This is a genomic window from Candidatus Binatia bacterium (genome assembly GCA_036382395.1).
Classification (GTDB): Bacteria; Desulfobacterota; Binatia; order HRBIN30; family HRBIN30; genus JAGDMS01.
In genome coordinates this window covers 11761-36982 of sequence record DASVHW010000097.1, presented here as the reverse complement: position 1 = coordinate 36982, position 25222 = coordinate 11761, and the positions used below count along the sequence as shown (strand labels likewise).

19 protein-coding genes are annotated in these 25222 nt (G+C 63.5%); 12 read left to right on the top strand and 7 right to left on the bottom strand.

Annotation, left to right across the window (positions count from 1 at the left end):
* The 10 genes from VF515_04725 to VF515_04680 form a co-directional block, all read left to right on the top strand.
* The coding region (locus VF515_04725) for a hypothetical protein (protein HEX7406940.1) at positions 1 to 552 on the top strand (552 nt) is incomplete at its 5' end.
* Between the two features lie 90 nt (positions 553 to 642).
* Positions 643 to 1728: a hypothetical protein gene (locus VF515_04720; protein HEX7406939.1), complete on the top strand. Its 1086-nt coding sequence runs from the start codon at positions 643 to 645 to the stop codon at positions 1726 to 1728.
* Between the two features lie 81 nt (positions 1729 to 1809).
* Positions 1810 to 4503 carry a GNAT family N-acetyltransferase gene (locus tag VF515_04715; protein HEX7406938.1) on the top strand — a complete coding sequence of 898 codons (2694 nt, stop codon included), beginning with the start codon at positions 1810 to 1812 and terminating at the stop codon, positions 4501 to 4503.
* A gap of 115 nt (positions 4504 to 4618) precedes the next feature.
* Entirely contained in the window at positions 4619 to 7483 is a 2865-nt protein-coding gene (locus tag VF515_04710; GenBank protein HEX7406937.1) for a molybdopterin-dependent oxidoreductase, read from the top strand.
* A gap of 74 nt (positions 7484 to 7557) precedes the next feature.
* Positions 7558 to 8217 carry a PIG-L deacetylase family protein gene (locus VF515_04705; protein HEX7406936.1) on the top strand — a complete coding sequence of 220 codons (660 nt, stop codon included), beginning with the start codon at positions 7558 to 7560 and terminating at the stop codon, positions 8215 to 8217.
* Positions 8214 to 9209 (top strand): thiamine pyrophosphate-dependent dehydrogenase E1 component subunit alpha, encoded by a 996-nt coding sequence (locus tag VF515_04700; protein ID HEX7406935.1) that lies wholly within the window; start codon positions 8214 to 8216, stop codon positions 9207 to 9209. The genes VF515_04705 and VF515_04700 overlap by 4 nt, the downstream gene beginning before the upstream one ends.
* Positions 9197 to 10174 carry an alpha-ketoacid dehydrogenase subunit beta gene (locus tag VF515_04695; protein ID HEX7406934.1) on the top strand — a complete coding sequence of 326 codons (978 nt, stop codon included), beginning with the start codon at positions 9197 to 9199 and terminating at the stop codon, positions 10172 to 10174. Before VF515_04700 ends, VF515_04695 begins: the two co-directional genes overlap by 13 nt.
* 7 nt (positions 10175 to 10181) lie before the next feature.
* Positions 10182 to 11834 carry a biotin/lipoyl-containing protein gene (locus tag VF515_04690; protein HEX7406933.1) on the top strand — a complete coding sequence of 551 codons (1653 nt, stop codon included), beginning with the start codon at positions 10182 to 10184 and terminating at the stop codon, positions 11832 to 11834.
* Between the two features lie 340 nt (positions 11835 to 12174).
* Positions 12175 to 13569 carry a sigma-54 dependent transcriptional regulator gene (locus VF515_04685; protein HEX7406932.1) on the top strand — a complete coding sequence of 465 codons (1395 nt, stop codon included), beginning with the start codon at positions 12175 to 12177 and terminating at the stop codon, positions 13567 to 13569.
* 5 nt (positions 13570 to 13574) lie between these two features.
* The gene (locus VF515_04680) at positions 13575 to 14006 is read left to right on the top strand and encodes a CBS domain-containing protein (protein HEX7406931.1); all 432 of its coding nucleotides are present in this window, start codon (positions 13575 to 13577) and stop codon (positions 14004 to 14006) included.
* A gap of 55 nt (positions 14007 to 14061) precedes the next feature.
* On the opposite strand, the gene VF515_04675 is transcribed toward VF515_04680, so the two are convergent.
* Both VF515_04675 and VF515_04670 read right to left on the bottom strand, forming a co-directional pair.
* Positions 14062 to 15000 (bottom strand): sugar phosphate nucleotidyltransferase, encoded by a 939-nt coding sequence (locus VF515_04675; GenBank protein ID HEX7406930.1) that lies wholly within the window; start codon positions 14998 to 15000, stop codon positions 14062 to 14064.
* Between the two features lie 196 nt (positions 15001 to 15196).
* Entirely contained in the window at positions 15197 to 16069 is an 873-nt protein-coding gene (locus VF515_04670; GenBank protein ID HEX7406929.1) for a c-type cytochrome, read from the bottom strand.
* Between the two features lie 275 nt (positions 16070 to 16344).
* On the opposite strand from VF515_04670, the gene VF515_04665 reads away from it, so the two are divergent.
* Both VF515_04665 and VF515_04660 read left to right on the top strand, forming a co-directional pair.
* The gene (locus VF515_04665) at positions 16345 to 16818 is read left to right on the top strand and encodes a universal stress protein (GenBank protein HEX7406928.1); all 474 of its coding nucleotides are present in this window, start codon (positions 16345 to 16347) and stop codon (positions 16816 to 16818) included.
* A gap of 8 nt (positions 16819 to 16826) precedes the next feature.
* Positions 16827 to 17231, top strand: coding sequence for a CBS domain-containing protein (locus tag VF515_04660; GenBank protein HEX7406927.1), 405 nt, complete (start codon positions 16827 to 16829; stop codon positions 17229 to 17231).
* Positions 17232 to 17268: 37 nt separating this feature from the next.
* Here the strand turns inward: VF515_04660 and VF515_04655 are convergent, their stop codons facing one another.
* From VF515_04655 to VF515_04635, 5 genes are all read right to left on the bottom strand, one after another.
* On the bottom strand, positions 17269 to 19842 hold the full coding sequence (locus VF515_04655) for a VWA domain-containing protein (GenBank protein ID HEX7406926.1): 2574 nt from the start codon (positions 19840 to 19842) through the stop codon (positions 17269 to 17271).
* 80 nt (positions 19843 to 19922) lie between these two features.
* Entirely contained in the window at positions 19923 to 21779 is a 1857-nt protein-coding gene (locus VF515_04650) for a VWA domain-containing protein (protein ID HEX7406925.1), read from the bottom strand.
* Positions 21780 to 21879: 100 nt separating this feature from the next.
* Positions 21880 to 22833 carry a DUF58 domain-containing protein gene (locus tag VF515_04645; GenBank protein HEX7406924.1) on the bottom strand — a complete coding sequence of 318 codons (954 nt, stop codon included), beginning with the start codon at positions 22831 to 22833 and terminating at the stop codon, positions 21880 to 21882.
* A complete protein-coding gene (locus VF515_04640; GenBank protein ID HEX7406923.1) occupies positions 22808 to 23845 on the bottom strand; it encodes a MoxR family ATPase in 1038 nt (345 codons plus the stop codon). Before VF515_04640 ends, VF515_04645 begins: the two co-directional genes overlap by 26 nt.
* Positions 23842 to 25182, bottom strand: a complete 1341-nt coding sequence (locus VF515_04635; protein HEX7406922.1) for a hypothetical protein — start codon at positions 25180 to 25182, stop codon at positions 23842 to 23844. Before VF515_04635 ends, VF515_04640 begins: the two co-directional genes overlap by 4 nt.
* Between the last annotated feature and the right edge of the window lie 40 nt (positions 25183 to 25222).

Here is a 25222-nt window from a genome sequence, read left to right as displayed (position 1 = left end):
ACGAACATCGCCGACCGGCCGCTCACCTGTGCGGCGTGGAGTGTGCCTGTCATGCAACCGGGCGGCCGCGCCTTCGTGCCGCTAGATGTCGGGCCGCCGACTGCCTTCGACGCCACGCGCCGCCTCATTCTCTGGAGCTATGCGAAGTTCGCCGATCGGCGCTATCAGTTCGGCGACCGGCTGATCCAGATCGACAGCGGCAAAGTGCGCCCGCCGCCGCCCGCGCCATCAGGCCGAGCCGAGGACGAAAGCAAGATCGGCGTCGACTCGGCTCAAGGGTGGGCAGCATACCTGCTTGGCGGGGCGCTCTTTCTCAAGCGCTTCCCGCACACCGCCGGCCAGTATCCCGATGACGGCGCCACCATCGAAGTCTACTCCAACCACGGTATCCTCGAACTCGAACACCTTGGCCCGCTCACCACCATCGCCCCCGGCGAGGAGATCGTCTTCCCGGAAGACTGGTGGGTGTTCAGCGGGGCGCACGTGCCCGCCGCAGAAGTCGAGGCCCTGGCGGTGCTGCAGGGCTACATAGCGCGCGCGCCGTTTCCGTGAGCGCCGAGCCTCAATTCGCAATTCGCACTGCCGCCTTTTAATGTTCTGAGTTCTGTGCTCTGAGTTCCGAGCTCTTGGGAGGAGAACCGTATGTTCACGCGTGCAGATGATTACCCGATTCACCAGACCGCGGATCCGATAGCGTACGTCGGCACCAGCGATCGGAATTTTTACGATCGCTTTTTCTTCAACGGCTACTCGCGCGACGGCGGTGTGTACTTCGCGGCCGCGATGGGACAGTACCCCAACCGCCAGGTGATGGATGCGAGCTTCAACGTCGTCCATCGTGGCCGGCAGTATGTCGTACGCGCCTCGCGCCGTAGCGATCCCGAGCGCATGGTGACCACCGTCGGCCCGATCTCGGTGGAGATTATCGAGCCGCTGCAGAAGCAGCGCCTGGTGGTGCAACCGAACGCCTACGAGATCAGCTGCGATCTCACCTTCACCGCTCGGGCGCTGCCGCTGGAGGAGCCGCGATTCTTCCGTCGGATCGACGGGCGGGTGTTCATGGACTACACGCGTCTCACGCAGCACGTCAGCGTCGAAGGCACGCTGACGGTGGCGGGAGAGAAGATCCGCATCACGCCCGATCGCTTCTGGGGCTCGCGTGATCGCTCCTGGGGCATCCGGCCGGTCGGCGAGCGCGAGACCGGCGTCCCGCCCAGCGCCTTTCAATTCTGCTGGCTCTGGTCGCCGGTCAACTTCGAGGACCTGTGCACGCACTTCGACGTCAACGAAGAAGCCGATGGCACACGCTGGCACGAGACCGGCGTGGTCATGCCCGTTGGTGGCAGTATCGAAACCATGCAAGCCGTCGACTATCGGATTGAGTGGCAGTCCGGCACGCGACATGCGAAGCGCGCCGAGATCAGCATGCGCCGCCGCTCGGGCGAGGAGCTGCTGATCAGTCTCAATCCGCTCTACAACTTCTACATGATCGGGCTCGGCTACCAGCACCCGCAGTGGGGGCATGGGATGTACGTTGGTGAGAACGAAGTCGGCGGCGAGTCGTGGGCGCTGGCGGACATCAACCCGGCCGTGCCGCTCTATCTGCATGTTCAAGCCGTGTGCGAGGCGACCTTGGGGAGCCGCCACGGCATCGGCATCCTGGAGCAGCTCATCATCGGCCCGCACCAGCCGTCGGGCTTCAAGGATCTGCTGGACTTGGCTCCGTAGCGCGGCGACATTCGCGCACGCCTCGGTCACCGGGCGTGGCGCGGACCGAATTCAGGTATACTGCCGCCGCGGAGGAACAGCGTGCCCAGCGACCCGCACCACTACGAAGCCGACGAGATCCTGCGGGATGGCGGTTCGATCCACGTTCGCGCCATCCGGCCGGACGACAAGCAGCGACTGCTGCGTCATTTCCAGCGGCTGGGGCAGCGCTCCGTCTACTTTCGGTTTTTCGGTGCGAAGAAGCGGCTCACGGACGAGGAGTTGAAGCGACTCACGGAGCCCGACTTTGTCAACCACGTCGGGCTGGTGGCGACCCTGCGAGAAGGAGAGGAAGAGCACATCATCGGCGTCGGCCGTTTCATCAGGTACGAAGCCGCCCACCGTGCCGAGGTCGCCTTTGCCGTTGCCGACGAGTATCAAGGCCGCGGCATCGGCACGCTGCTGCTCGAGCATCTTGCGCCGATGGCCCGCGCCAACGGCATCACCGAATTCGAAGCGGATGTCCTCGGTGAGAACAACCGGATGTTGCAGGTTTTTGCCAAGAGCGGCTTTGTGGTGCGCCGGTCGATTGAGGACGGGGTGGTACATGTCACGTTTGCCACCGAAGAAACGGAGCAGTTTCTCCAGGCCACGTACACTCGCGAACGGCTGGCCGCGGGGCAGAGCGTCAGAAGCTTCTTGAACCCGCGGTCCGTGGCGGTTGCCGGCGCGTCGCGGCGCCCGGGCACCATTGGTGCCACGCTGGTGGCCAACCTCAAGCGCTGCGGATTTGCCGGCCCGATCTATCCCGTCAACCCTGACGCCGACGAGATCGAAGGGCTGCGCGCCTACCCCAGCGTCAGCGCCATTGGAACTCCCGTCGATCTCGTCGTGATCGCCGTCCCGGCCGCGGCGGTGGAAGAGGTCGTGGCGGATTGCGCTCGCGCCGGCGTGCACGGCGTCGTGGTGATCTCGTCGGGTTTCGCCGAAATGTCCGAGGCGGGCCGCGCCGCCGAAAGGCGGTTGATGCAGCTCGTGCGCAACTCAGGCATGCGGATGGTGGGGCCGAATTGCATGGGCGTACTGAACACCGACCCGGCGGTTTCGCTCAACGCCACCTTCGCGCCCACTTGGCCGGCGGCAGGCAACATCGGCATGCTGTCGCAGAGCGGCGCGCTCGGCTTGGCCATCCTCGACTATGTGCAGCACCTCAACATGGGGATTTCGACCTTCGTGTCCGTCGGCAACAAAGCCGACGTCTCGAGTAACGATCTGATCTGCTACTGGGCCGACGACCCCCGCACCGGCGTCATCGTGCTCTACCTGGAGAGCTTCGGCAACCCGCGCCGGTTTGGCCGTATCGCCCCCGAGGTGGCGCGCCGGAAGCCGATCATTGCCGTCAAATCAGGACGATCCGCTGCCGGCACGCGTGCGGCCTCCAGCCACTCGGCAGCGTTGGCGAGCCTGGATGTTGCCGTCGATGCCCTTTTTGAACAAGCGGGCGTGATCCGTACCAACACGCTGGAGGAACTCTTCGATGTGGCGGCGCTGCTTTCGACACAGCCTGTCCCTGCGGGACCACGGGTGGGGGTGGTCACCAACGCTGGCGGACCGGGCATCTTGCTGGCCGACGCGTGCGATGCCCAGGGGCTCAAGCTCCCAGAACTATCGGCCGAGACGCTCCGGACGTTGCGTGAATTCCTGCCCGCGCAAGCTGGACTGGCCAATCCGATCGACCTGATCGCCTCGGCCACTCCGGAGCAGTATGAGTCCGCTCTGGCAGCGGTGGGAAGCGATCCAAACGTCGATGCGGTGATCGTCATCTACATCCCGCTGGACGTGACGCAGATCGAGAACGTGGCGAAGGCCGTTGCCCGTGGCGCTGGCAAGATTCCCGCGCACAAGCCGGTCTTGTCGGTGTTCATCTCCTCCAGGGGCGCTCCCCCGATGCTCAGCGGCGGTTCACGTGGTCATCTGCCCTCCTACAGCTTTCCCGAAAACGCGGCCATGGCTCTGGCGGCGGCGGAGCGTTACGGGCGCTGGCGCCAGCGCCCGCAGGGCACGCCGCTGACGCTGGACCGTTTCGCACAAAGCACGATCCGCGCCGTGATCGATCGGGTTCTGCATCAGGCCAGCGACCCGCAGTGGCTGCAGCCCAAGGATCTGGCCACGGTGCTGCGTGCCGCCGGGATCGACTTTGCAGCCGCCGAGCAAACCCCACCGAGTGAGGTCGTAGCGACTGCGGAGCGCTTGGGCTATCCGCTCGTCGCCAAGGCGATTGTGCCCGGCCTGATCCACAAGAGTGACGTGGGCGGTGTGATCCTAGGACTCGAATCTGCCGAGGCGGTGCAGGCAGCGGCTGATGTGTTGACGGAACGGATGCGTGCCGTCGGGGCGCACCTCGACGGCATCCTGCTGCAGCGTGAAGTGCGCGGCGGCATCGAAGCGCTCGTCGGCGTCACCGCCGACCCGACCTTCGGGCCACTCGTTGTCTGCGGGCTCGGCGGGGTGCTGGTGGAGGTGTTGCACGACGTTGCCTTCCGCCTCACCCCGGTCACCGACGTCGATGCAGCGGAGATGATCGCGAAGCTGCGCGCCAGCAAACTGCTCGACGGTTATCGGGGAGGGCAGCCGGGAGACCGCGCCGCGCTGAGTGCGGTCGTCATGCGCATCTCAGCGCTGGTGGAGATCGTTCCCGAGCTGCGCGAGCTCGACCTCAACCCGGTGAAGGTACTGGCACCCGGACAAGGCGCAATCGTGGTTGACGGCCGCATGCGTGTCGGCAAGCCGCTGTGATCCAAGTCATGCTTCTTGCTGCGAGCGGGCATTTCGATTTTACCCTACCGAACGGTAGGTAAGGCGGCGGAGTCGTGCTACCTACCGAGGCGCGCGGACTAAACCGGAGGATGGGATGAATCTTACACGTCGTAATTTTCTGCGTTCGGCAGGCGCGGCGACCTTCTTGCTTTCTCTGGAGCGCCTCACCTTTGCACAAGTCGGCCCGGCGGCGGCTACGCCGAGCGCCATGCCGGAGCTGCCCAATTACCGCGGCTGGGAAGATGTTTTCCGCAACAAATGGACCTGGGACAAGGTTGTCCGCAGTTCACATTTCGTGAACTGCTGGTACCAGGCGCACTGTGCTTGGGACGTCTTCGTCAAGGACGGCGTCGTGTGGCGCGAGGAGCAGGCGGCAGATTACCCGGCCGTTCGTGCTGATACGCCCGACTTCAACCCGCGTGGCTGTCAGAAGGGCGGATGTTATAGCGCTCGCATGTACGATCCGACGCGCGTCAAGTATCCCCTCAAACGCGTCGGCGAGCGCGGGTCGGGCAAGTGGGAGCGCCTGTCTTGGGACCAAGCGCTGAACGAAATTGCCGACCTGATGATTGACACCATCACCCAGGAGGGAACCGATCGCATCATCTGGTCGCTCGGCCCATTGTACACGTTCGGCACCTTTTCGGCCGGCCAGATGCGGCTCAATCTCCTGCTCGACAGCTGCGGTCTCGATATGAACACCGAGATCGGCGACGGCCATCCCGGTGCGGCGGTCACCTTCGGAAAGATCGTCGCCGAACGTTCCCTCGACGATTACTTCTTTTCCGACATGATTTTGGTTTGGGGATGCAACCCGCTCTACACGCAGATCCCCAACGCCCATTTCTTTACCGAGGCACGTTACAAGGGCGCGCAGATCATCGCCATTGCTCCGGACTACAACGCCTCGGCCATTCATGCAGATCAGTGGATTACCATCAAGCCCGGCACCGATGCCGCCTTTGCCCTCTCGCTGGCACAAGTCATCGTCAGCGAAAACCTGCACAACGAAGCCTTTCTGCGGGAACAAACCGACATGCCGTTCCTGGTCCGTATGGACACCGGACGTTTCCTGCGCCAGAGCGACATGGTGAAAGACGGTTCAGCCGAGGTCCTGTACGTCTACGATCAACAAACCAAACAAATCATCGAGGCGCCACGGGATACGCTCAGGCTCGGGACCATCATGCCCGCCCTCGATGGCACCTACGAAGCCAAGGCGCTCGCCGGGACCGTCAAGGTCCGTCCGGTGTTCACGTTGCTCCGTGCCTCGCTCGAACGCGACTACAGCCCGGAACAGACCGCCTCGATCACCGGCATCAGGGCGAGCGTGGTTCGCGATCTCGCCCGCCGGATCGCCAAGGCCAAGGCCGTTGCCAATGTCACGTCGAGCAACTTCGCCAAGTTCTATCACGGCAACCTGATGGAGCGGGCGCAGATTCTGGTCTTTTCGCTCTGTGGCCATATGGGCAAAAAGGGGAGCGGTTACAGCGCCTTCCCGTTCCTGACCCAGGATGGCTTCGAGATGTTCGGGTTCATGAAACAGCCTGGGTGGATGGGCAAGTTGCGCTTGGCGGTGCAGTTCTGGCCGATGCTGCGTCAGCTCAAGAAGCCCGGAATGACTGACGAAATGGTTCGCTATGAGGCCGGCGCCATGCAGTTCCGCGAAGGCGGGATGGTCTCCGGTGTGATGTTCTGGAACATCCACGGCGGGCTGCTCGAGGTCAGCGGCCGCTCGAAGGAATGGGACCCGCACTTGAAACGGCCGGTGGCCGAGTACATGAAAGAGTCGCTCGACAAGGGATACCAGTACGTCTGGCCCAAGCCCGGCAGCCCCCCGCGGATCATCTTCGAGTACGGGAGCAACATTTTACGCCGCTTGCGTGGGTATCCATATGTGCTAAAAAACCTTTTCCCAAAGCTGAAATCTTTCGTTACTATTGACTGGCGCATGACATCGAGTGCCCTGTATTCCGACTACGTGCTCCCGGCCGGCGGGTGGTACGAAAAGTACGAGCACAAATGGGGCACGCCCTTGATGCCGTACATTCACGCCGGGTCGAAGGTGACGAGCTTTCAGGAGGCGAAGCCGGACTGGGAAATCTGCGCTTTGCTGGCTAAAGCCGTCCAGACCCGGGCAAAGGCCCGAAACATTTCGAAGTTCAAGGACCGCCACGGCAACGAGCGGCAACTGGACAGTGTCTACGATGACTTTACGATGAACGGCTCCTACACCGAGCAGGACGAGGAGAAGGTGGCTGCGGATCTGGTCCAGATGGCCAGCAACCTCACCGGTGTGGAGTGGGAACAACTCAAGAAGAAAGGTTACGCGCGCTTCACCGGCACCGGTAACAGCGGTGTGTCGATCGGCAACGCGTGCGACATCACGCCCAACGATACCGTCAGCCCGTTTACGCACCATGTCGAGAAGAAGATGCCGTATCCGACGCTGACCCGGCGTATCCAGTTCTACATCGACCACCCGTTCTACCTCGAGCTCGGTGAGACGCTGCCGGTCCACAAGGATCCCCCGATGGCCGGAGGCGACTATCCGCTGACCCTCAGCGGCGGCCACACCCGTTGGTCGATCCACTCCGCTTGGCGTGACGACGCCCGCATGCTGCGGTTGCAGCGTGGCGAGCCGGTTATGTACATGAGCGTTGCCGACGCCGCGGCCCGCAACATCGAAGACGGCGGTCTGGTCGTGGTGCGGAACGACATCGACAGCTTCCGCATTCAGGCGAAGATCTCGCCTTCGGTTCGCCCCGGCCAGGTGATCATCTACCACGCTTGGGAGAACTACCAGTTTCGGGATGGCAAGGGGTTCCAGAACCTCATTCCCAGCCCGCTGAATCCGGTCGAACTCGCCGGTGGTGAAGGTCACCTGCGTCCGATTCAGATCTGTTTGCAACCGAGTCAGAACGATCGCGATACGCGCGTGGAGGTGGTCGCGGCGTAAGGGGGGGGGCGCGACCGGAGACTTCGCGGCGAGGATAGCTGGGGTTCAGTCCAGCATCAGAAAAGGGGAAGGCATTGCAGGAACGGATTGTCGTCTTTGGGGCACATCCCGACGACGCCGAAATCGGCGCCGGCGGAACGATTGCCGCTTACGCCAAGCGTGGCCATTACGCGCTCATGGTCAACGTACGCGTGCCGGGTGGGCATGGCGATAAGTCGGAGGAGGAGCGGAGCCGTCGCCATGCGGAGTCGATGACAGCGGCAAAAACGCTCGGTGCCGAGCTGTTCAGCTTCGGGTGGGCGCGCGATGCCATTCAGCCGGGTGCCAAGCTGGTGGGCGCCATCGATGACCTGCTGTCCGACGTCAAGCCGACTGCGATATACACGCATTGGGTGGGAGACAGCCATCCAGAGCACATTGGCCTCACCCGTTCTGTCTTCGCCAGTACGCGGCGTAACCGCTGTTCGGTCTATATGTACGAGGCGACCCTTCCGGGCGGCATCACTGGTCACGCCTTCCGCGCCCAGAAATTCGTTGACGTCAGCGACACCATCGACGCCAAGATCGATAGTCTGTCGAGCTACGAGACGCAGCTCGACAGATACGGCCAGGAATGGTTGGAGGCTGTCCGCGGGCGCGCCGCCCATCGCGGCTTTCAGATGGGCACACGGTATGCCGAGGCCTTCCAAGTGGTGAAGGAAATCGCGGCGATCTGGGACGCCCGCGGGATATGAGTGCCGCGGTGACCCTCCCGCTGAGCCCCGCCGAAGCGCGGCGGGTCCTCTACCAGTTGACGCTGGCACGCGTGTTCGAGGAGCGCGTGCTCAAGCTGGTGAGCGACGGCAGCATCCGCGGAACCACCCACCCATACGTCGGGCAGGAAGCCGTTGCCGTCGGGGCGTGCTTGGCCCTGCGTCCCGACGACCTCGTGATCAGCACGCATCGAGGTCATGGCCACCTGCTGGCAAAAGGGGGCGACCCAAAACGGCTTATGGCCGAGCTGTTCGGCAAGGCCACCGGGTACGGCGGCGGAAAAGGCGGCACCCAACACATGGCCGATTTCGCCATCGGCCACCTGGGTTCCAACGGCATTACCGGGGGTGGCATACCAATCGGTACCGGGGCCGCGCTCTCGGCGCAGATGCGTGGCAGCGGGCAGGTCGTGGCGGTCTTTTTCGGAGACGGGGCCACCAACCAGGGGACCTTCCACGAATCGCTCAACCTCGCGGCGTTGTGGCGCCTGCCGGCCGTGTACGTTTGCGAGAACAATCTCTACGCGATGTCCACGCCCCACCACGAGGCGTGTGCAATTGAGCACATCGCCGATCGAGCGGCCGCCTACGGGATGCCCGGCGTGCGGGCGGACGGCATGGATGTCCTGGCGGTCGCGGCGGCGATGCGCCCGGCGGTGGAACGTGCCCGTGCCGGCCGAGGCCCGACCCTGATCGAGTGCAAGACCTACCGCTTCCTTGGACATTCGAAAAGTGATCAGCGCGTTTATAGAAGCCGCGAAGAAGAAGCGACCTGGCGTGATCGGGACCCGATCGCACGCCTTCGGGCCGCGGTGCTGGAACAAGCCTTGGTGAGCTCAGCTGAGCTCGATGCGATTGCCCGCGACGCGGTGGCCGTGGTCGATGAGGCGGTTACCTTTGCACAAAGCAGCCCGTTCCCCGAACTCCAAGACGTCACGGCCGGCGTCTTCAGCGACGACCCATGCGCGAGTTGACCTACTGGCAGGCGGTCCAAGAGGCCCTACGCGAAGAAATGGTGCGCGACCCGCGCGTCTTTCTCATGGGCGAGGATATCGGCGTCTACGGCGGCGCCTTTGGCGCCACCCGTGGTCTACTGGCTGAGTTCGGCGCGGAACGCGTCCGCTGCACGCCGATCTCCGAGGCCACGATCGTCGGTGCCGGCATTGGCGCGGCAGTTACCGGTATGCGGCCGGTGGTCGAGATCATGTTCATGGATTTCGTGACCCTGGCAATGGATCAGATTGCGAATCACGCCGCCAAGTTCCGCTATATGTACGGCCCGCAGGCGCGCGTGCCGCTGGTCATACGCACGCCGGCCGGCGGCGGCCGGTCGTACGGCGCGACCCACTCGCAGAGCCTGGAAGCGTGGTTCCTGCACGTGCCGGGGATCAAAGTGATTGCCCCCGCCACTCCCGCGGATGCCAAGGGACTCTTGAAATCGGCGATCCGCGATGACAACCCGGTACTCTGCGTCGAGCACAAGCTCCTGTACGCCACTACCGGTCCCGTGCCGGACGGAGATGTGACCGAACCACTGGGGCAGGCTGCGATCCGACGCGAAGGGACGGATGTCACCCTCGTCACCTATTCATATTACGTCGGAGTGGCCTTACAAGCGGCTGAAGCGCTGGCACGTGATGGCATCGAGGCTGAAGTGGTGGACCTGCGCACACTGGTTCCGCTCGATACCGAAACGGTCCTCGATTCGGTGCGCAAGACCGGCCGCTTGGTGTGCATCGAGGAAGGCACGCGCACCGGAGGCGTCGGTGCCGAAATCGCAGCGCGCGTGGCCGAAGAAGCCTACGAGTATCTGGACGCGCCGATTCGGCGCGTTGCCACTCCCGACATCCCGATCCCGTTTAGCCCGGTACTTGAAGATGCGGCCCTTCCCAAGGTGGACGGCATCATTCGCACCGTGACGGAATTACTTCAGAGGTGAGAGACTAGTGCAGCCCGTCGTACTTCCTGTGCTCGGAGCCAACATGACCCATGGCACCGTGCGCGCGTGGTTCAAACAAGAGGGCGACCAGGTGGCGGTGGGCGATGCGCTTTTCGAGGTCGAGACCGATAAGGTCAACGCCCACGTGGAGGCCGAGACCGCCGGTGTCGTGCGCCGCATTGTCGCGCCAGCTGGAGCCCAGGTCCCAGTCCTCGGAATCGTTGCATTTGTAGGAGCGGCGGATGAGCCGGTGCCGGCGCCCGACACGTGGAGCACGCTTGTCCCCATCCCGGCAGGGATTGCCCCTGAAAGCTCGTTGACAGGTTCAACTGCTGCTCGGTCTGTCTCCGCCGTCCAGGCGGTCTCATCCCTTCCGCCGGCGAACCCGGCTAGTGCGGGCCGCGCGGCAGCCAACCGGCCCGCCGCGAGCCCGGCCGCGCGCCGTCTCGCACGTGAGCGCGGCGTGGCACTCGATCGGATTCGCGGAACAGGGCCCCGCGGTGAAGTCACTCGTGCCGATGTGGAGGCGGCGGACGTCTCCGTGCCTCAAGTGCACGGCGACGGACGGATGGATGCCGCGTTCTTGCAGATGCTGCGCCGAGAGGCGACCAGCTTTCGCGCCCTTGCGTCGGACGTAAAGGTGCATCTCTACCGGCTGCACGGGGCACAAATCGGTGCAGGCGTTCGCATCGAGCCGGGGGCACTCATCATCGCGCGGGAGATCCGTATCGGTGAGGTGTCCACTATCGGTGCGGATTCCAGCATCGAATGCGACCGACTCCACCTCGGCCGCCTCGTGGCGTTCGGCAAACGCACGCGCATCCACTGCCGTGAAGTCGAGATCGGCGACGCCTTGTGGTCGAAGGAGGAGGTGGTCATCGGTGGCGGCGGCAGCGACGAAGCTGGAGCCTCCCTGACCGCAGGCGCGGCGTGCTTCTTCGGAGAAGGCGCGTACCTCAATACGTGCCATCCCCTGCGACTTGGTGACGAGGTCTGTATCGGGTCGCGCGCCATGCTGTTCACCCACAGCCACTGGCAGTCAGTGCTGCGGGGGTATCCGTCGCTGTTCGGACCGATCGTGATCGGCAACCATGTGTTCGTTGGTAACAACGCCTTTATTTTCCCTGGAGTCACCGTTGGGTCGGGTGCCACGGTCATGGTGAACTCCTTCGTCGCTCTCAATGTGCCGGCAGACACATTGGTGGGCGGAGTTCCGGCGCAAGTGATCCGACACATCGTGGTGCCGTCGGACGCCGAGCAGACGGGTATCATGCGTGATCGCCTCATTCCGGAACTCGCCGCCATGCTGGCAGAGCGCGGTCGCCAAGTGACGCGACGCGACGACAATGACGCGATCACTCTGGAACTAGGCAACGGCGCCGCGGTGCGATTTCTGCCGTCATGGGAGGAGCCCGCCCGCCCGCCTCAGCCCCGGCGCCTGGTCGTGCTCACCTTCGCCAGGGCACCGGTAACGACGCTTCCGGCTGGCGTGACACTGCTCGACCTCTGTGCGTCGCAGGTATCCGGTGTCCAGGACGACCTGTCGGACGAAGTGCGAGAGTTCTGCCGGCGACGCGGCATCCGCTTCCAGCCTTTCGCCTGGCGCTATGGTGTGGGCCATTTCGAGGACGACCGGTTCTGCTCGCACGCAACAAGGTAGCGCTGCGGTTCGGCGCCGACCTCCCCTCGTAAGCCGCAGTTGCCAATAGTACGGGGCAAGACCACCTCGTTTTGCCGTTCCCCGTCCCAGCCTTTGGCTACAGGGACGAGCGCCGCTGACGTCGCTTCTCGTCTCCTGATGTGACCTGATTTGGTGACACTGTTGTGTCGATCACGAGCATGGTATTCCTAGACATGGGAATAAGGCATCCCTGAGAATCGGACAAGAACCGTCCCAGCTTTTGAGAAGTTGCGATAGCAACGATAAGCTTGCTAGGGCACACAACTTGAAGGCTAGAGTGGACCGGCCGGTTCGGGCAGTACCGCCACGTGACTTGAGAATGCTGAAACAGGAAACGAGCGCCAAGGGATCGATTCTGGTTGCCGAAGACGAGGCAGCTGTTCGCGAGAGCCTTGCCGAGCTGCTGCGCGACGAGGCCTATCAGGTGACAGCAGTCACAGACGGCACAGCTGCCATCAGCGCTTTGGACACCTCGGAGTTCGACCTTGTACTGTCCGACGTTCGCATGCCCGGTGCGGACGGGCTTGCCGTGCTGCGGCACACGCGGGAAGTCGCACCCCAAACGTTGGTGCTGCTGATGACGGCGCATGCGACTGTCGATTCCGCCATCGAAGCGTTGCGGCGAGGCGCGCAGGATTACCTGCTCAAGCCGATCATGCTCGAAGACGTGCTGCACAAGATCGATTACTTGCTCCAACACCGTCAGTTGGCATGGGAAAATCAAATTCTTCGCGGCATGGCTGACCGGAAATGGGACTTCGACAGTCTGGTGGGCCGGTCGGCGGCAATGCGTGAAGTCATGAACCTTGTTCGGCGCGTCGCGCCGACCCCGAGCACGGTGTTGATCACCGGTGAAAGTGGCGCAGGCAAGGAGATTGTCGCCCGCGCGATTCACCATTTCAGCGAGCTTCGGGACCGCATCTTCCTGCCGCTCAACTGTGGCGCGATTCCGGAAACGCTGCTGGAGAGTCAACTGTTCGGTCACATGCGCGGCGCCTTCACCGGGGCGATCAGCAATCAAGAAGGGATGTTCCAACGGGCTCGTGGCGGCACCATCTTCCTCGACGAGATCGGGGATCTGCCATTGAACCTCCAGGTCAAGTTGCTACGGGTTATCGAGACTAAGGAAGTTCTGCCGGTCGGGGCCAGCGCGCCGCTCAAGGTGGACATTCGAGTGATCGCGGCGACCAACCGCGAACTGCGCCGCGAGGTTGAGGAGGGTCGGTTTCGTGACGACCTGTATTACCGTCTGAATGTCTTCGGCATCGAGGTTCCGCCGTTGCGCGAGCGGCGCGAGGACATTCCCTCGCTGGTGGAGCACTTCATCCGGTTGCACAACCGTGAACTCAAGAAGAATTGCAACGGTGCCGACAGTGCTACGCTGAAGATCCTCATGTCCCTGCCGTGGAAGGGCAACGTGCGGGAGCTCGACAACGTGATCGAACACTCGATGATCCTGGCGGAAAGTGACTGGATCACCATCCGCGACCTGCCCCGCGCCTTGCAGCAGGAAGTCGGCTTCCCCGCTCCTGTCGGGGACGATCTGCGTAACGCCTTGCGCGCCTACGAGAAGGGCCACATCCATGCCGTGCTTGCCAAGTGCAATCACGACAAGAAGGCGGCCGCCGAACGTCTCGGCGTGTCGCTCTCGTCTCTGTACCGTAAGATCGAGGAGTTGGAGATACGGGTAGCCGACGGTGACGGGAATCTCTGACGCCCATGTACCGTTTTCTCGAGTCGCGAGTTGCCGACTATATGACGCGGCCGGTGCTGACCGTTACCCCTGAAACGCCGGTGCATGAACTCCAGCGCCAGTTTGTTGATCACGACTTCAACGGCTTCCCCGTGCTGGCGGCTGGCGTCCTCGTGGGCGTGATCACCAAGTTCGACGTGCTCAGAGCGTTCATCTTCACGCCACAAGCCGTGGTGCCGCGCTACGACGAGCTGTCGCGCCGCACCGCGGCGGAACTCATGACGCGGGACGTGATCACCTTTGCACCGGAAACGCCGCTCACCCGGGTCCTGCAAACGCTGGTCGAATCGCGCGTCAAGAGCTTTCCGGTCATTGAGAACGGTCAGGTGGTCGGGATCATTGCGCGAGAGGACGTGGTCCGCGCATTGCGTGACGCGTCCGAGACTGTACCCGCCTAAAGTCGCTCACTGCCAGAGAGGAAGGTTGGCGCGGTAGCTCCACGCCTCCTGCTGATCACGAGGCTACCGCTGTGATCACGGGGCGCCGTGCTTGCCACGGCGCCTTCTGAGTGAGCTTCTTGAGGGTGCGTTCGATCAAGTCCCGCGTACCCCAGTCACTCCAGTGGACATCGTCAACCCGTTGCACGACTAGATGCTCCGGAATCCGCTCCAGAAAATCACGGGAGAGATTCCAGGGTTTCAGGTCATGGTAGACATCGCGGAGCTTCACTGGGTCGTCGGTTACCGCCCAGACGCGATCAAACTCCTCCGGCATCACAGTCCGGATCAGTTCCAGCATTCGGCGGATCTGGAACACCATCACGAATGAGTTCCACAAGCCGCCCTGGCGGAGGAGATTCCGGGCCACATGGACGGGGGGCTTTTCGTGGAACCTCTCGACGTGGAATGTAGGGCCGCGCTCGGCCAAGGACGCCAATTGACCGGCCGGCATGATGTAGCCGTACCCGGGTTCGGGGTGGTCCGGGCGGATGCCCAAGATAACGATCTTGCCGGGCATCTGCTCCACGACGCGAGTTGCCTGGGTGACGTGGTCGATGAAGCCGCGGTCGTCCCCGACGTAGTGATCGCTAGGGAATACCCCGACAATGGCTGCTGGATCGCGGTGTGCCAGGGCTAGCAACCCGAACAGCAACCCCGGTCCGGTGTCGCGATTGCATGGCTGCACGAGGATGTTGCGGTTCGGCAAGGGACGGAGTTGTTCGCGGGCGATATCGAGGTGAGTGCTGTTGATAATGACAAGAGTATTATCCACCGGCGTGTAGCGCAGCGTACGAATCAGCGTCGTTTCCAGCATCGAACGCTCGCCCATGATGCGGCAGTACTGTTTGGGAATCGGGGACCCGGTGATCTGGCGGGTCAACTCCTGCAACCGCGTGCCCTCCCCTCCGGCGAGTATCACAGCCCAGGGCTTTCGTTCTGCTCGTCCTTGCATTGGTTTTCTCCGGGGTAACAGGCTCGAGAGTCGACATCTAATACCCAGAGCAATGCCTATGCCGCTTGTGCTTGACCGCAGGACCTCTCCAGTAGGACGGTTCACGTGTAACCGGTTCCACACACGGAGAAAACTTTCGAGCCAGCGTTGCGAGAACTGGGATTGTCTCGATCGCGATGCCTCTGACGTCTGGCGCTCACTCGGCGTGCTTGAGATACGTGATGATCGCTTCGGCTTGTGCCGCGTCGAGCTTGGCGCGGTAATGCGGCATGCTGGGTTTGTGCTGCCCAATCATGTGCCATACCGTGGCCCGCAGCCGCTCCGCATCAGTACGGGAGAAATAGGAGCGATCGAATGTGATGGCCGGCGGGTGCAGGACTTCACCAACGCTGCTCCTGCCGTTGCCATCATCACCGTGGCAGCTGGCGCAGTATCGGGAGTAGAGATCAAAACCCGGCGAAAGCAGGCGCACGTATGCAGCCAGCGACCGCCCGTCTTGTTCGCTGACTCGCGGCACCAGCGCAGGCATGCCCTTGCGCCCATGGCGCGCCAGTCGGATCAAGTCGGTGTCTCCCACTGATCCTTGGAAGCCAGGATCCGAGAGATTCCGTGGCCGTTGGACGCCCGGCGGAAGGGTTGCTCCCGGTTTTCCGTGCGGCCCGTGACACTCTTCGCAGCGGCAGAGAAAGATTGCCTCTCCGTTTTCCACCAAACGCCAGTTGATGCGAGGGAGACGCCTGAGGTAGGCCAGGATCTCTTCGACCTGCGCGGCTTGAGACCGTAGCGCTGCAGCGTCAAGCGTCAACTCGAGTGGCAGGCCTTCCCGCACCCGACGCGCCAGGTCCTTCGTATTGTTCCGCTTCAGGAAGTCCCGGAGATCGGGCGGCGGTGGGGCGAAGATGGTAGCATCCGGACCGTCGCCCCTGCCGGCCGGACCGTGGCACGAGGCACAATGCATCCGGTACAGACAACCACCGTCGAGTTTGGCCGCCGCCCCGCGGCCGAAGCCGAATATGACGCACGCCAGAGCGATCAGCGCTATCGCAATCGGGTGTCGTGAACGGAGCACACTCCTCACGGGTGGATGTGATGCGGCCCCTCGGGGCGCAACCTTGCTCATGAGCACGCTTCGGTCCATGGTGTATTCCCTTTGACGCCGTCTATCGCAAAGCCCAGGCCAGCAAAAAGGGGGAAAGGTTGAGCCGACGATTTGTCTGATCTTCTCCGTTCCAGGAAACTCCTGGCCTGTCGTCAGCGACCCACCTTTGGGAATGACCAGGGAAAAAGGATCGAGACGAGTCACGGAGCCCCAGAGGTATGTAATTTGCCAAGACACTCATTGCGATGGACGCCTTCAAACTCGACCGCGTTCTGTTTGCCACCGATTTTTCACCGAATTGCGAGTCGGCATTTCGGTATGCGACGGCTCTCGCGCAGCGTTTCAACGCCCGCCTGTACGTCCTCCACGTGCTTCCAGCAGCAGAGACCGAGCCATCAGAGGAGTCCTCGGGCCGGGACGTGGCCATCGCCGAACGGGGGACTATCAGTGCGATGCGACGGCTGCGCAAGGCCCTGCTGGCGAGGCACGATGACTACATGATGGCGGCAATTCCTGGACAACAGCCATCGCGCCGGATCATCGAAAAGGCGCGGCAGCTCGGCGTGGACTTGATCGTTCTCGGTGCCCACCATGGAGCCCCCCCACCCTTGGCTCACGATGTCGTGAGAGAGGTCTGCGAGGCCAGCCCTTGTCCAGTAATCTGCGTGCCCTATCTACCGAAAACAAATTCCTATGAAGGAGACTATCTCCGGGAGTGACGGGGAGGATGGCCAAGGAACCGATCATTGAAGACATCATGCGGCGAGCGCCCTTGACTACTACGCCGCAAGAGACCCTTGCAGCCACGCAGGCTGTGATGACGCGGGAAGGGATACATCAGCTACCGGTGGTTGAGAACGGGGTGCTGATTGGCATGCTATCGGATCGCGACCTGCATGCGCACAGCGGATACCTCGATCGCACCAAAGTGGATGCCGCCATGACCTTGGGGGTAGTTACGGTGGCCCCGACCGATACGGCACACCGCGCCGCGCGCCTCCTGATCGAGCGGAAGATCAACGCGTTGCCGGTTGTTGAAGGCGACCGGCTCGTCGGTATCGTGTCGAAAACCGATCTGTTGCGTTTGCTCGTGAACCTGCTCGATCAATCGCCAACTGCCCGCAGTGCCTAGTCGCAGGGGTCGGCCGTCCCGCGCCGGCGGTCACCCTTCATTTTACCAGCCTCAGTCGGCGGATCCCCACATCCGTCAAGAACAGGAGCATCGCGGCAGGGATGAACAGCCAGTCGAGTGGATGATCCATGCGTTGGGTGCCGGTTTTCCGCCCGACAATGGTTCGGATGGGCGCGTCGACCGCGCCGCCAGTGGCCGACGTCAGGTCGTTGAGCAAGGCGAGGTTGGGCTGCGCGCTCTCAAACTCCTCTTGTGGCTCCTCATTGCCAGCGGGCACGGCAATGACCTCTGTACGCTGGCTGACCTGCCGGGTGCCGCTGCGTTTGGTGATCGTCAGGGGATACCGCCCGCCAGCCAAGGCCGGCAGACGGCCGGTGAATTCGCGCGGGGCGCGTGGAGTGAGTGCGATCTCCGTCGCATGGTCCGGATCCGAGAAGATCCGAGCCATGAGCAGGCCGTCATCCAGATCGTCGAAGGAATGGATGCTGAGCTCTACTTGTCCGTCAGCTCGATGCACCTCGATCGCATAGTCCCAAGGCGTGTGTTCCCGCACCGCCCAGTGCACCAACTGCGACCAGAATTTTCCGAAACCATCCCAGCCGACCCAGGCCTGCGCATCGTCAGCAGGGCTGGCGGTAAACGCGATGACGCGACCGAGTCCGTACTGCCACGCGTCGAGTATCGGATCCTTCTTGTCGTCGTTCAGGACGTAGAGCAGCACGTCGGCTCCCGGCTTGCTCCGGGAGTACGCGTATCCGCGCAGGTTCGGAAATTCATTCTGTCGAAGGCCGTGCAACACCTGGCTGACACCGGCCACGCGCGGCGCGAAGGTTTCCTCATGCCGCTGCGTCTGTGGGAGCGCGTGGGTAGTGTCTTTCACCAGCAGCTCCGGCAACGCCTCCACATTCTCGACATGGTAGAACTGCCCTCCGGTCCGATTCGATATGTCGTGCAAGAGGTTGAGGTTGACCGTGTCATCGCCAATCCGGATCGTGGTCACGCTGACCCCGGCCTTGGCCAAGGCTGCGATCAGCGGGTAGTGATCGGCGGCACCACGGTTGGTGTCGCCGTCAGTCAGGAGAATCACGTGTCTGGTGTTGATGCGCGAATCGACCAGCTGGGTTCGTGCCGACTCCAGCGCGTCGTGAAAATCGGTTCCCCCGCCGGGCTGCAGGCGGGGAATGTCGTTCTCTAGGACGGTGCGGTTCTCCTGCAGCGGCCGCAGCGGCGCGATCTGAAACGGCTGAGAGTCGAATGCGATCAGGCCAACCAGGTCAGTGTCTCTGAGTTGGCGCACCGCCGCCAGTGCCGCGCGTTTCGCGTAGGCGAGTTTTGATTCCTCCTCGCTGCGTTCCAGCCGGTTGCGGATGTGGTAGCCCATGCTGTTGGACCGGTCGATCAGAACAAACAGCGCCAGGGGTTCCCGTTCCGGGTGCGGCGGCCTGCGGGGCTCCAGGGTCACCGGCAGCATGCGTTCCAGCGCCGTCTTCGTGAAGCCTGCGTCACCGTAGGTATGCTCGCCGGCGGCAAAAACAAACCCGCCGCCGAAGTCTTTGACGTAACGTTCCAACGCATCGAATCCTTGTGCCGGCAAGGCGTTGGCCGTGAGGTCTTCGAGGAGCACGCAGTGGTAGCCGAGGAGGTCATCGACCCGCGCCGGGAAATCCGCGGGGGCCATCTCTGTCACGCTGAGGTCTTTGCGTTCGAGCCCGCGCGCAAGCGGGGAACGAGCCCGTGGTGAGACGAGCAGCACCCGCGTCTTGCCGCCCACCATTACGGTTGCCTCACGAAAATTGTTCCCGGCGATAGCATCATCCCCGGCGGATACCTGCACGCGCAACCGGTGGCTGCCCGCCCCGGTCAGGCGGTACGGAATCTCGACCGCGTTCAAACCGTTTTGAAGGGTGACGTTCTGGCTGCCCACCGGCTCGCCGTCGACGAACAACCCGAGGGTCACCGACCCGAGGGCCACCGACCGGGCCGTTCCCGTGTTGCGCAGGACGACATGCAGCGAAAAGACGCTGCCTTCCGCCACCAGCGGCGCCACGGCCAATTTCTCGACGGCAACATCTGGCGCACCGGTGTGCGGCGGGACGGCAGCATAAATGGTCACGCCAGATCGGCGTGCACGAGCAAGTGTGGCCTGACTGTTGCCTCGTGTTTCATTGCCGTCGCTGATCAGAAGCAGGCGACGCTCGGCATCGGACGCAAACAGTGCCATGGCGGTATCCAGCCCCCGACCGATGTCGGTTGCGGTTGCCCCCACCGCTGGGCTCGACGGGTCGACGCCTCGCGGTGGGGCGGGTGGCTGGACCACAATCGCGTTTTTGGCGAACGCCACGACACCCAGCTCGTCCCCCGGCGCCAGCGCCGCTGCGATTTGACCCAGATAGCGTTGCTCCCACTGGCGGCCTTCCGCATCGATGCTTTCGGAAAGGTCCACCGCCGCGATCAATGACAGCCGGTGGCTCGGCAAGCGCACGCTGAGCCCGACCCCCGCAAGCGTGAACACCAGGAGCCCGAAAACTGCGACACGTAAGCCCAGGACCAACCGGTGCCCACGGAAATCGCTTCGTGCGAACGCGATGAAGAGCGGGACGCACAACAGCAACAGAAGGGCAGCTGGGTACCGGACTGAGAGACTCAGCGTGTCAGGATGGGCCAAGAGGTATGAGACGCTGGGGCTCGACGTCATACCGAGCGCCTCCGCGCCACGGCCCATTCGAAGAGCAAGAGGGCGGCGGCTGCGTCGTACAACCAGGAACCGTATTCGTGCCGGTCCGACGCCGGTATGGTCTGCACCCCATGCGTGGCCGGCTGCGGCGGCATTGTCGGTTCTTTGCTCGATCGTCCGATGTCCGACTCCACGGGATCGAAAAAATTCGCCAGCAGCAGTCGGCTCGTCCCGTCCACGCTGACGCGGTATTCGCCGGCATAAAGCGGCTGGAGAGTCGCCTGTCCGGCGGGCAGCGTCACCACCTCGCCGTGCGGATACTGAACCCGTACCGGCCCGTCTGCCAAGGGGCCCAGCGGCGTCACCTCGCCGGTTCTCACCACGGCGGTTTCCTCGCCGCTCGGCGCCAGCCAGCCCAGCAGGTTCATGAAGAAGAGGAAGAAGTTGAGATTGTCGCTGCCGAGCAAACCTTCGCTCTCGAGGTCGAACGTGATGCACGCGACCCGGTGTCCATTGTCCTCCCCCGCCAGGGCCAGCGGGAATTCCTGCGCCGAGGTCCGCGACCACAGCAGCACCTGACTCCACGCCGGCGGCGTCACGATGCGGGCACGCTGCAGCGGCAACGCCGCCAGCGGCCGCAGTGACTGGAGGGCCGGGTGGTGCGTGTCCCAATCGAGGACTTCGATGTTTTCCGCGTCGCCGGCGACGGGAAAGAGGGTGTTCTCGCGCGGCGGATAGAGGTAGAGCGTGTTCGTTGCCGGCTGCACGTCTGGCACGAACCGATTGAAGATCACCAGGTCAGCCTGTCGGGATTGATCGGCGCTGAATGTCCGTGGATCCACGACCGATAGCTGAAGCGCCGGAGTTGCGGTCACCAACTGACGCAGGTCATCAACCAGAGGTGAAGCGGCTGAGACCAAAAGCAGGCGCACCGGTCGCACCGGCCGAATCCAGCCGAAGGCGACGTTGTCAGCGTCCAGCGCGTCGGTGGCCTCGATTTGCGCCACAACCCGCCCCGGACCGCGGAAGCCGTGCACGACGAACTCCTTGGACTCGCGAGGCGGCAAGGTGAATCCGCTCCGGTTCACCACCTGGTTCTCCAGCCGTACGGTGAGGAATCCGTGCCCTTCGCGATGGCCGAAATTCTCAACCAGCACGTAGGCTCGGGCTCGGCGGTAGTCCTGGAAGCGCCCCTGAAATATCTGCAGCGCCTCGATGCCGATGTTTACGTCGGTCTCACCGACTTGGAACACCTTGGCGTGATCCCGGCCCGGCTCGGGCAATTGACTGCGGGGAATATCGCTGAAGACCTCCAGTTCGGTGGGAACGTCGCTGCGCTGCATGGCGCTGTCGGCAAACGCCAGCGCCACCGAAAGATCGGAGCCGGTGTCCGTCGGGGCCAGCCGCTCCAGAGCCTGGGCCACAGCGTCACGCTCGCGCGTGAAGTTCACCAGCACTTCAGGCGACGGTGCGGTGGTGATCAGCATGACTTCCTCATCGGCCTGCAAGCTCTTGAGCAGATCGAGCGCCTGCCCACGTGCTTCGTCGAAGCGGGTGCCCCGCGCCTCACGCGCCTGCATGCTGGCCGATGTATCCAGCACGAAGACATGACGTCCACGCGGTGGCAGGCTGGCGCCGTCAGAGAAATAGGGCCTCGCCAGTCCGGCAATCAGGCAGGCGAGCAGCAAGAGCTGAAGGAGGAACAACAGATCGGGTCGGAAGCGCCGCGCCCGCAGCGTGTCTTCAGGCACCACTTCCCACAGGAGCAGGGACGGCACCGCAACGCGCCGCCGCCAGCGCTCCCAGAGATAGAAAACAACCAGAATCCCGTAGAGCCCGGCGAAAAGCAGCGCCAGCGGTTCGGCAAAGCCCATGCTTTAGTCCTGGGCCCTGAGGGCGGAGTCCTGAGTAAGCACAGGGTTCTTCAACTCCGCATATCTTGGTCTCTGATCACTCAGCACTCAGGACTTCTCTTCACCGCAGCAGCCCCAACGCCGGCAGATCCCGGAACAGAATCTGCTCCAGGCCGGCGTCCGTGTCTGTCGTGGAGTAGACGATTTCGCACCGGTTGCAGAATTCCTGCAGCCGCTCCAGATGTGCGGCGAGCGCTTGCTGGTAGCGTATGAGATTGTCCTGGCTGAGGGTGATGAATCGCTGCCGTCCGGTCTCGGCATCGGTCAGTCGGCCGCGGCGAAACAGCGAGGAGGGATCCCGTTCTCCCGGCCCAATGACGCGTAGCGCCGCGACGGTGAAACGCCGCGCCGCCAGCTGTTGCAACGCGGCTTCATACATCTCCGGCTCCATGAGAAAATCTGAGATCACCACAGCGACGCCCGGGGACCGATGGTCGCGGAGAGCGGCGGCGATGCCAGCAGCCAGGGCGGTCTTGCCGTACGGCCGCAACTGCAGCAGAAAATCCCGTAACCGCAGCAAGGCGTCACGGTGGCGGAAAAACGGCGAGCCCAAGTGCCGCTGTGGCCAGACTTCGCTGAGGCCGACGATGCGCACCGGATCGTTCCGGCGCAGGCTGACGTAGGCGAAGCTTGCCGCCAGGCACAGGCTGAAGACGAACTTGTCGTCGGCAGTTGGAAATGCCATCGAGGCTGACGTATCGATGAACAGGTGCAGGGGGGCTTCACGCTCGGCGCGAAAGGTCTTGATCAGCAGTTGGTCCAAGCGACCGTACGCGTTCCAATCCAGGTGGCGCAGGTCGTCACCCGCGCCGTAAGCACGGTAGTTCTCGAGTTCGATGCCCGAACCCTGAGCCCCACGCGGCATTGGCGTGTTGCCGGGGCGCGTACTCAGAGAGCGGCGTACGGTCAAATGCAGGCGATCGAGCTTGCGCAAAAACGCCGGCGCCAGCACGGCTGCGAGCGCCGCCGTGGGCGGTGGCGCTACGGCCTCAGTGCCGGAGTGTTCGGGCTGCATGGAGCACGCGCTCGATCAGTGAGCGCGGTTCGATCCCGTCCGCGACGGCAGCAAAGTTCAGGACCAAGCGATGATTGAGGGCCGGGATCGCCACCTGATCGATGTCGTCGTAGGTGATATTTACCCGCCCGTCGAGCAAAGCGCGCACTTTGGCGCCGAGCAGCAGAGCTTGTCCGCCGCGCGGGCTGGAGCCGAAGCTCACGTAGCGGTTGATCTGTTCATCGGGCCGCAGCAGTGTGGTCTGGCTTGGCGCGAGCTTTGAATCAGCCGGCAATGTTGCCCGCACCAGGGCCGCGGCGTACTGTTCCAGATGCGGGGCCACCAAGACCTCGCGCACCAGGGCGCGCAGGGCCTCGATCCGTTCCGCTGCCTCCTCGCGCGCAAAGACCGGTGCGGCAGTCGGCAGCGCCGGTCCGGTGGTGCTCCCGATGATACGCTGCAGGTCGGCATGGTCCGGATAGCCGAGCATGACCTTGAAAAAGAACCGGTCGAGCTGCGCTTCCGGCAGCGGATAAGTGCCTTCCATCTCGATCGGGTTGAGGGTGGCCAGGACGAAGAACGGCGGCGGTAAGCGGTACGTGGTGCCCGCAACGGTAACCTGCAACTCCGCCATCGCCTCGAGCAGGGCCGACTGCGTCTTCGGGGTCGAGCGGTTGATCTCGTCCGCGAGCAGCACGTGGGCGAAGAGCGGACCGGGCATAAAGGTGAATTCGCGCCGGCCGTTTTCCTCCATCACCATGCGTGTGCCCGTGATGTCCGCCGGCATCAGATCCACCGTGAACTGGATCCGATTGAACGACAGGTTCAGTGCCTCGCCCAACGTTCGCACAATCAGCGTCTTCCCCGTTCCCGGAACGCCTTCGATCAACACGTGGCCACCGGCGAAGAATGCCACGAGTATCTGATCGAGGGCGTTGCGGTGCCCGACGATCACGCCGTGAAGCTGATCGCGCAGACGCTGGAAGACGGCCTGAAAGTCCTGCACGGCACGCTGCGCAGTGTCCGCGCTCATTGCCCAGTCCTCGAAGAGAAGACGCGTCTGACTAGATCTTCATACTCCGGTGGGATTTCGGCTTTGCGCAAGGCGTCGTCGGTGAGTTGGCGATCGTTCAACGCCATGCCACCGCCGCTCTCGCTTTCGGCAGGGCCAGCTGAGCCGGCGCGCGTCCCCGTGCCGCGCGGCGGGGTGTCGCGCTGCTCGACGGCGTGGATAAAGGAAGTGATCGTCAGCTTGAACCGTTTCGATCCGCCGTCGCCCGCGGCCAGGTTTCCTGCATTCGGTTGCATGAGCCCTTGCGGGCTGGAGCCCTCACCGGCGCTGGGGGAGGAGCCCTCAAAGTTCTGAGGCGCGCCTGATCCACCCTCGCGTTGAGCAGCGCCGCTGCCGGATGGCGACCGATCACGGCCTTTCTCGTGATCCGTATCGCTTGCGTTCCCAGACATCTCGGTACCGCTGTGAGGTCGGGCGTCATGATCCTTTTGTGCCCGCCCTGCATCACTGGAGGTACCCGATCGTGAGGCGAGTTCGTCCTTAGTGTCCGGCGTCTCGGCGCCGAAGGCGTGGTGGATCGCCTGTTGGAGGCGACCGGTCAGCGACGCCGATCCGTCCTTCGGCGCGGTCGACCCGACAGCCGTATCAGACGGGCCGCCTTGGTCCATTTTCGGGCTTGGTCCGGATCCGGAGTCTTCACCAGGGCGAAGGTCGCTCCGCAGCTGCGAACCTCCCTGTCTTGCCGTTGAATCAGTTGTTGTCGCGCCTCCGGCGGATGACGGCCTCACCGACCCGGGCCCGCTGTAAGCTACCAGCGCGGCGCTAGGGCTTGCCGCCGCGGGGGAAACCGGTGGTGACGTATGGCGCTCGACGAGCGTGGTTGCGCCGAGCGCCAGGAGTGAGGCGATCACAAGCAAGGCGGAGCGCGGAATCCGGCGCGGTGCGATGCGCTGCGCTTGCCAGCGCGGCCCTAAGGCCAGGGTTTGCGCGACCAGGACCGGCGCGAGGCGTGACGGGCGCGGCCGCAGACGCAGATCGACGAGAGTGGCCAGGCGATCCGTGAGCTGTCCACGTTCATCAACCAGATGGGCAGTGGCCCGTACATCCAGCCAATGCCGTCGCGCGTGGACGACGCACGCCGCGCCCGCACCGATGACCACCAGTGTGCTGCTCCATGCCGCGATACGGAATACGGAGGCCGAAGCCCGCAGCCCCAGGATGATCAGGAGCGCCGCCGCCAGGAGCACAAGGCTCGTCCCAAGGTAGGCACTGTGCTGAGCGGTGACGAAGTTCAGGCGCCGCCGCAGCGCACGCAGCCTCTCTTCGACCTCGGCAAGGCCCAACGTGATCGCTGGCATAGAACACGCGGCGCAAGCCGCTTCGGAAGCATAAAGGAGC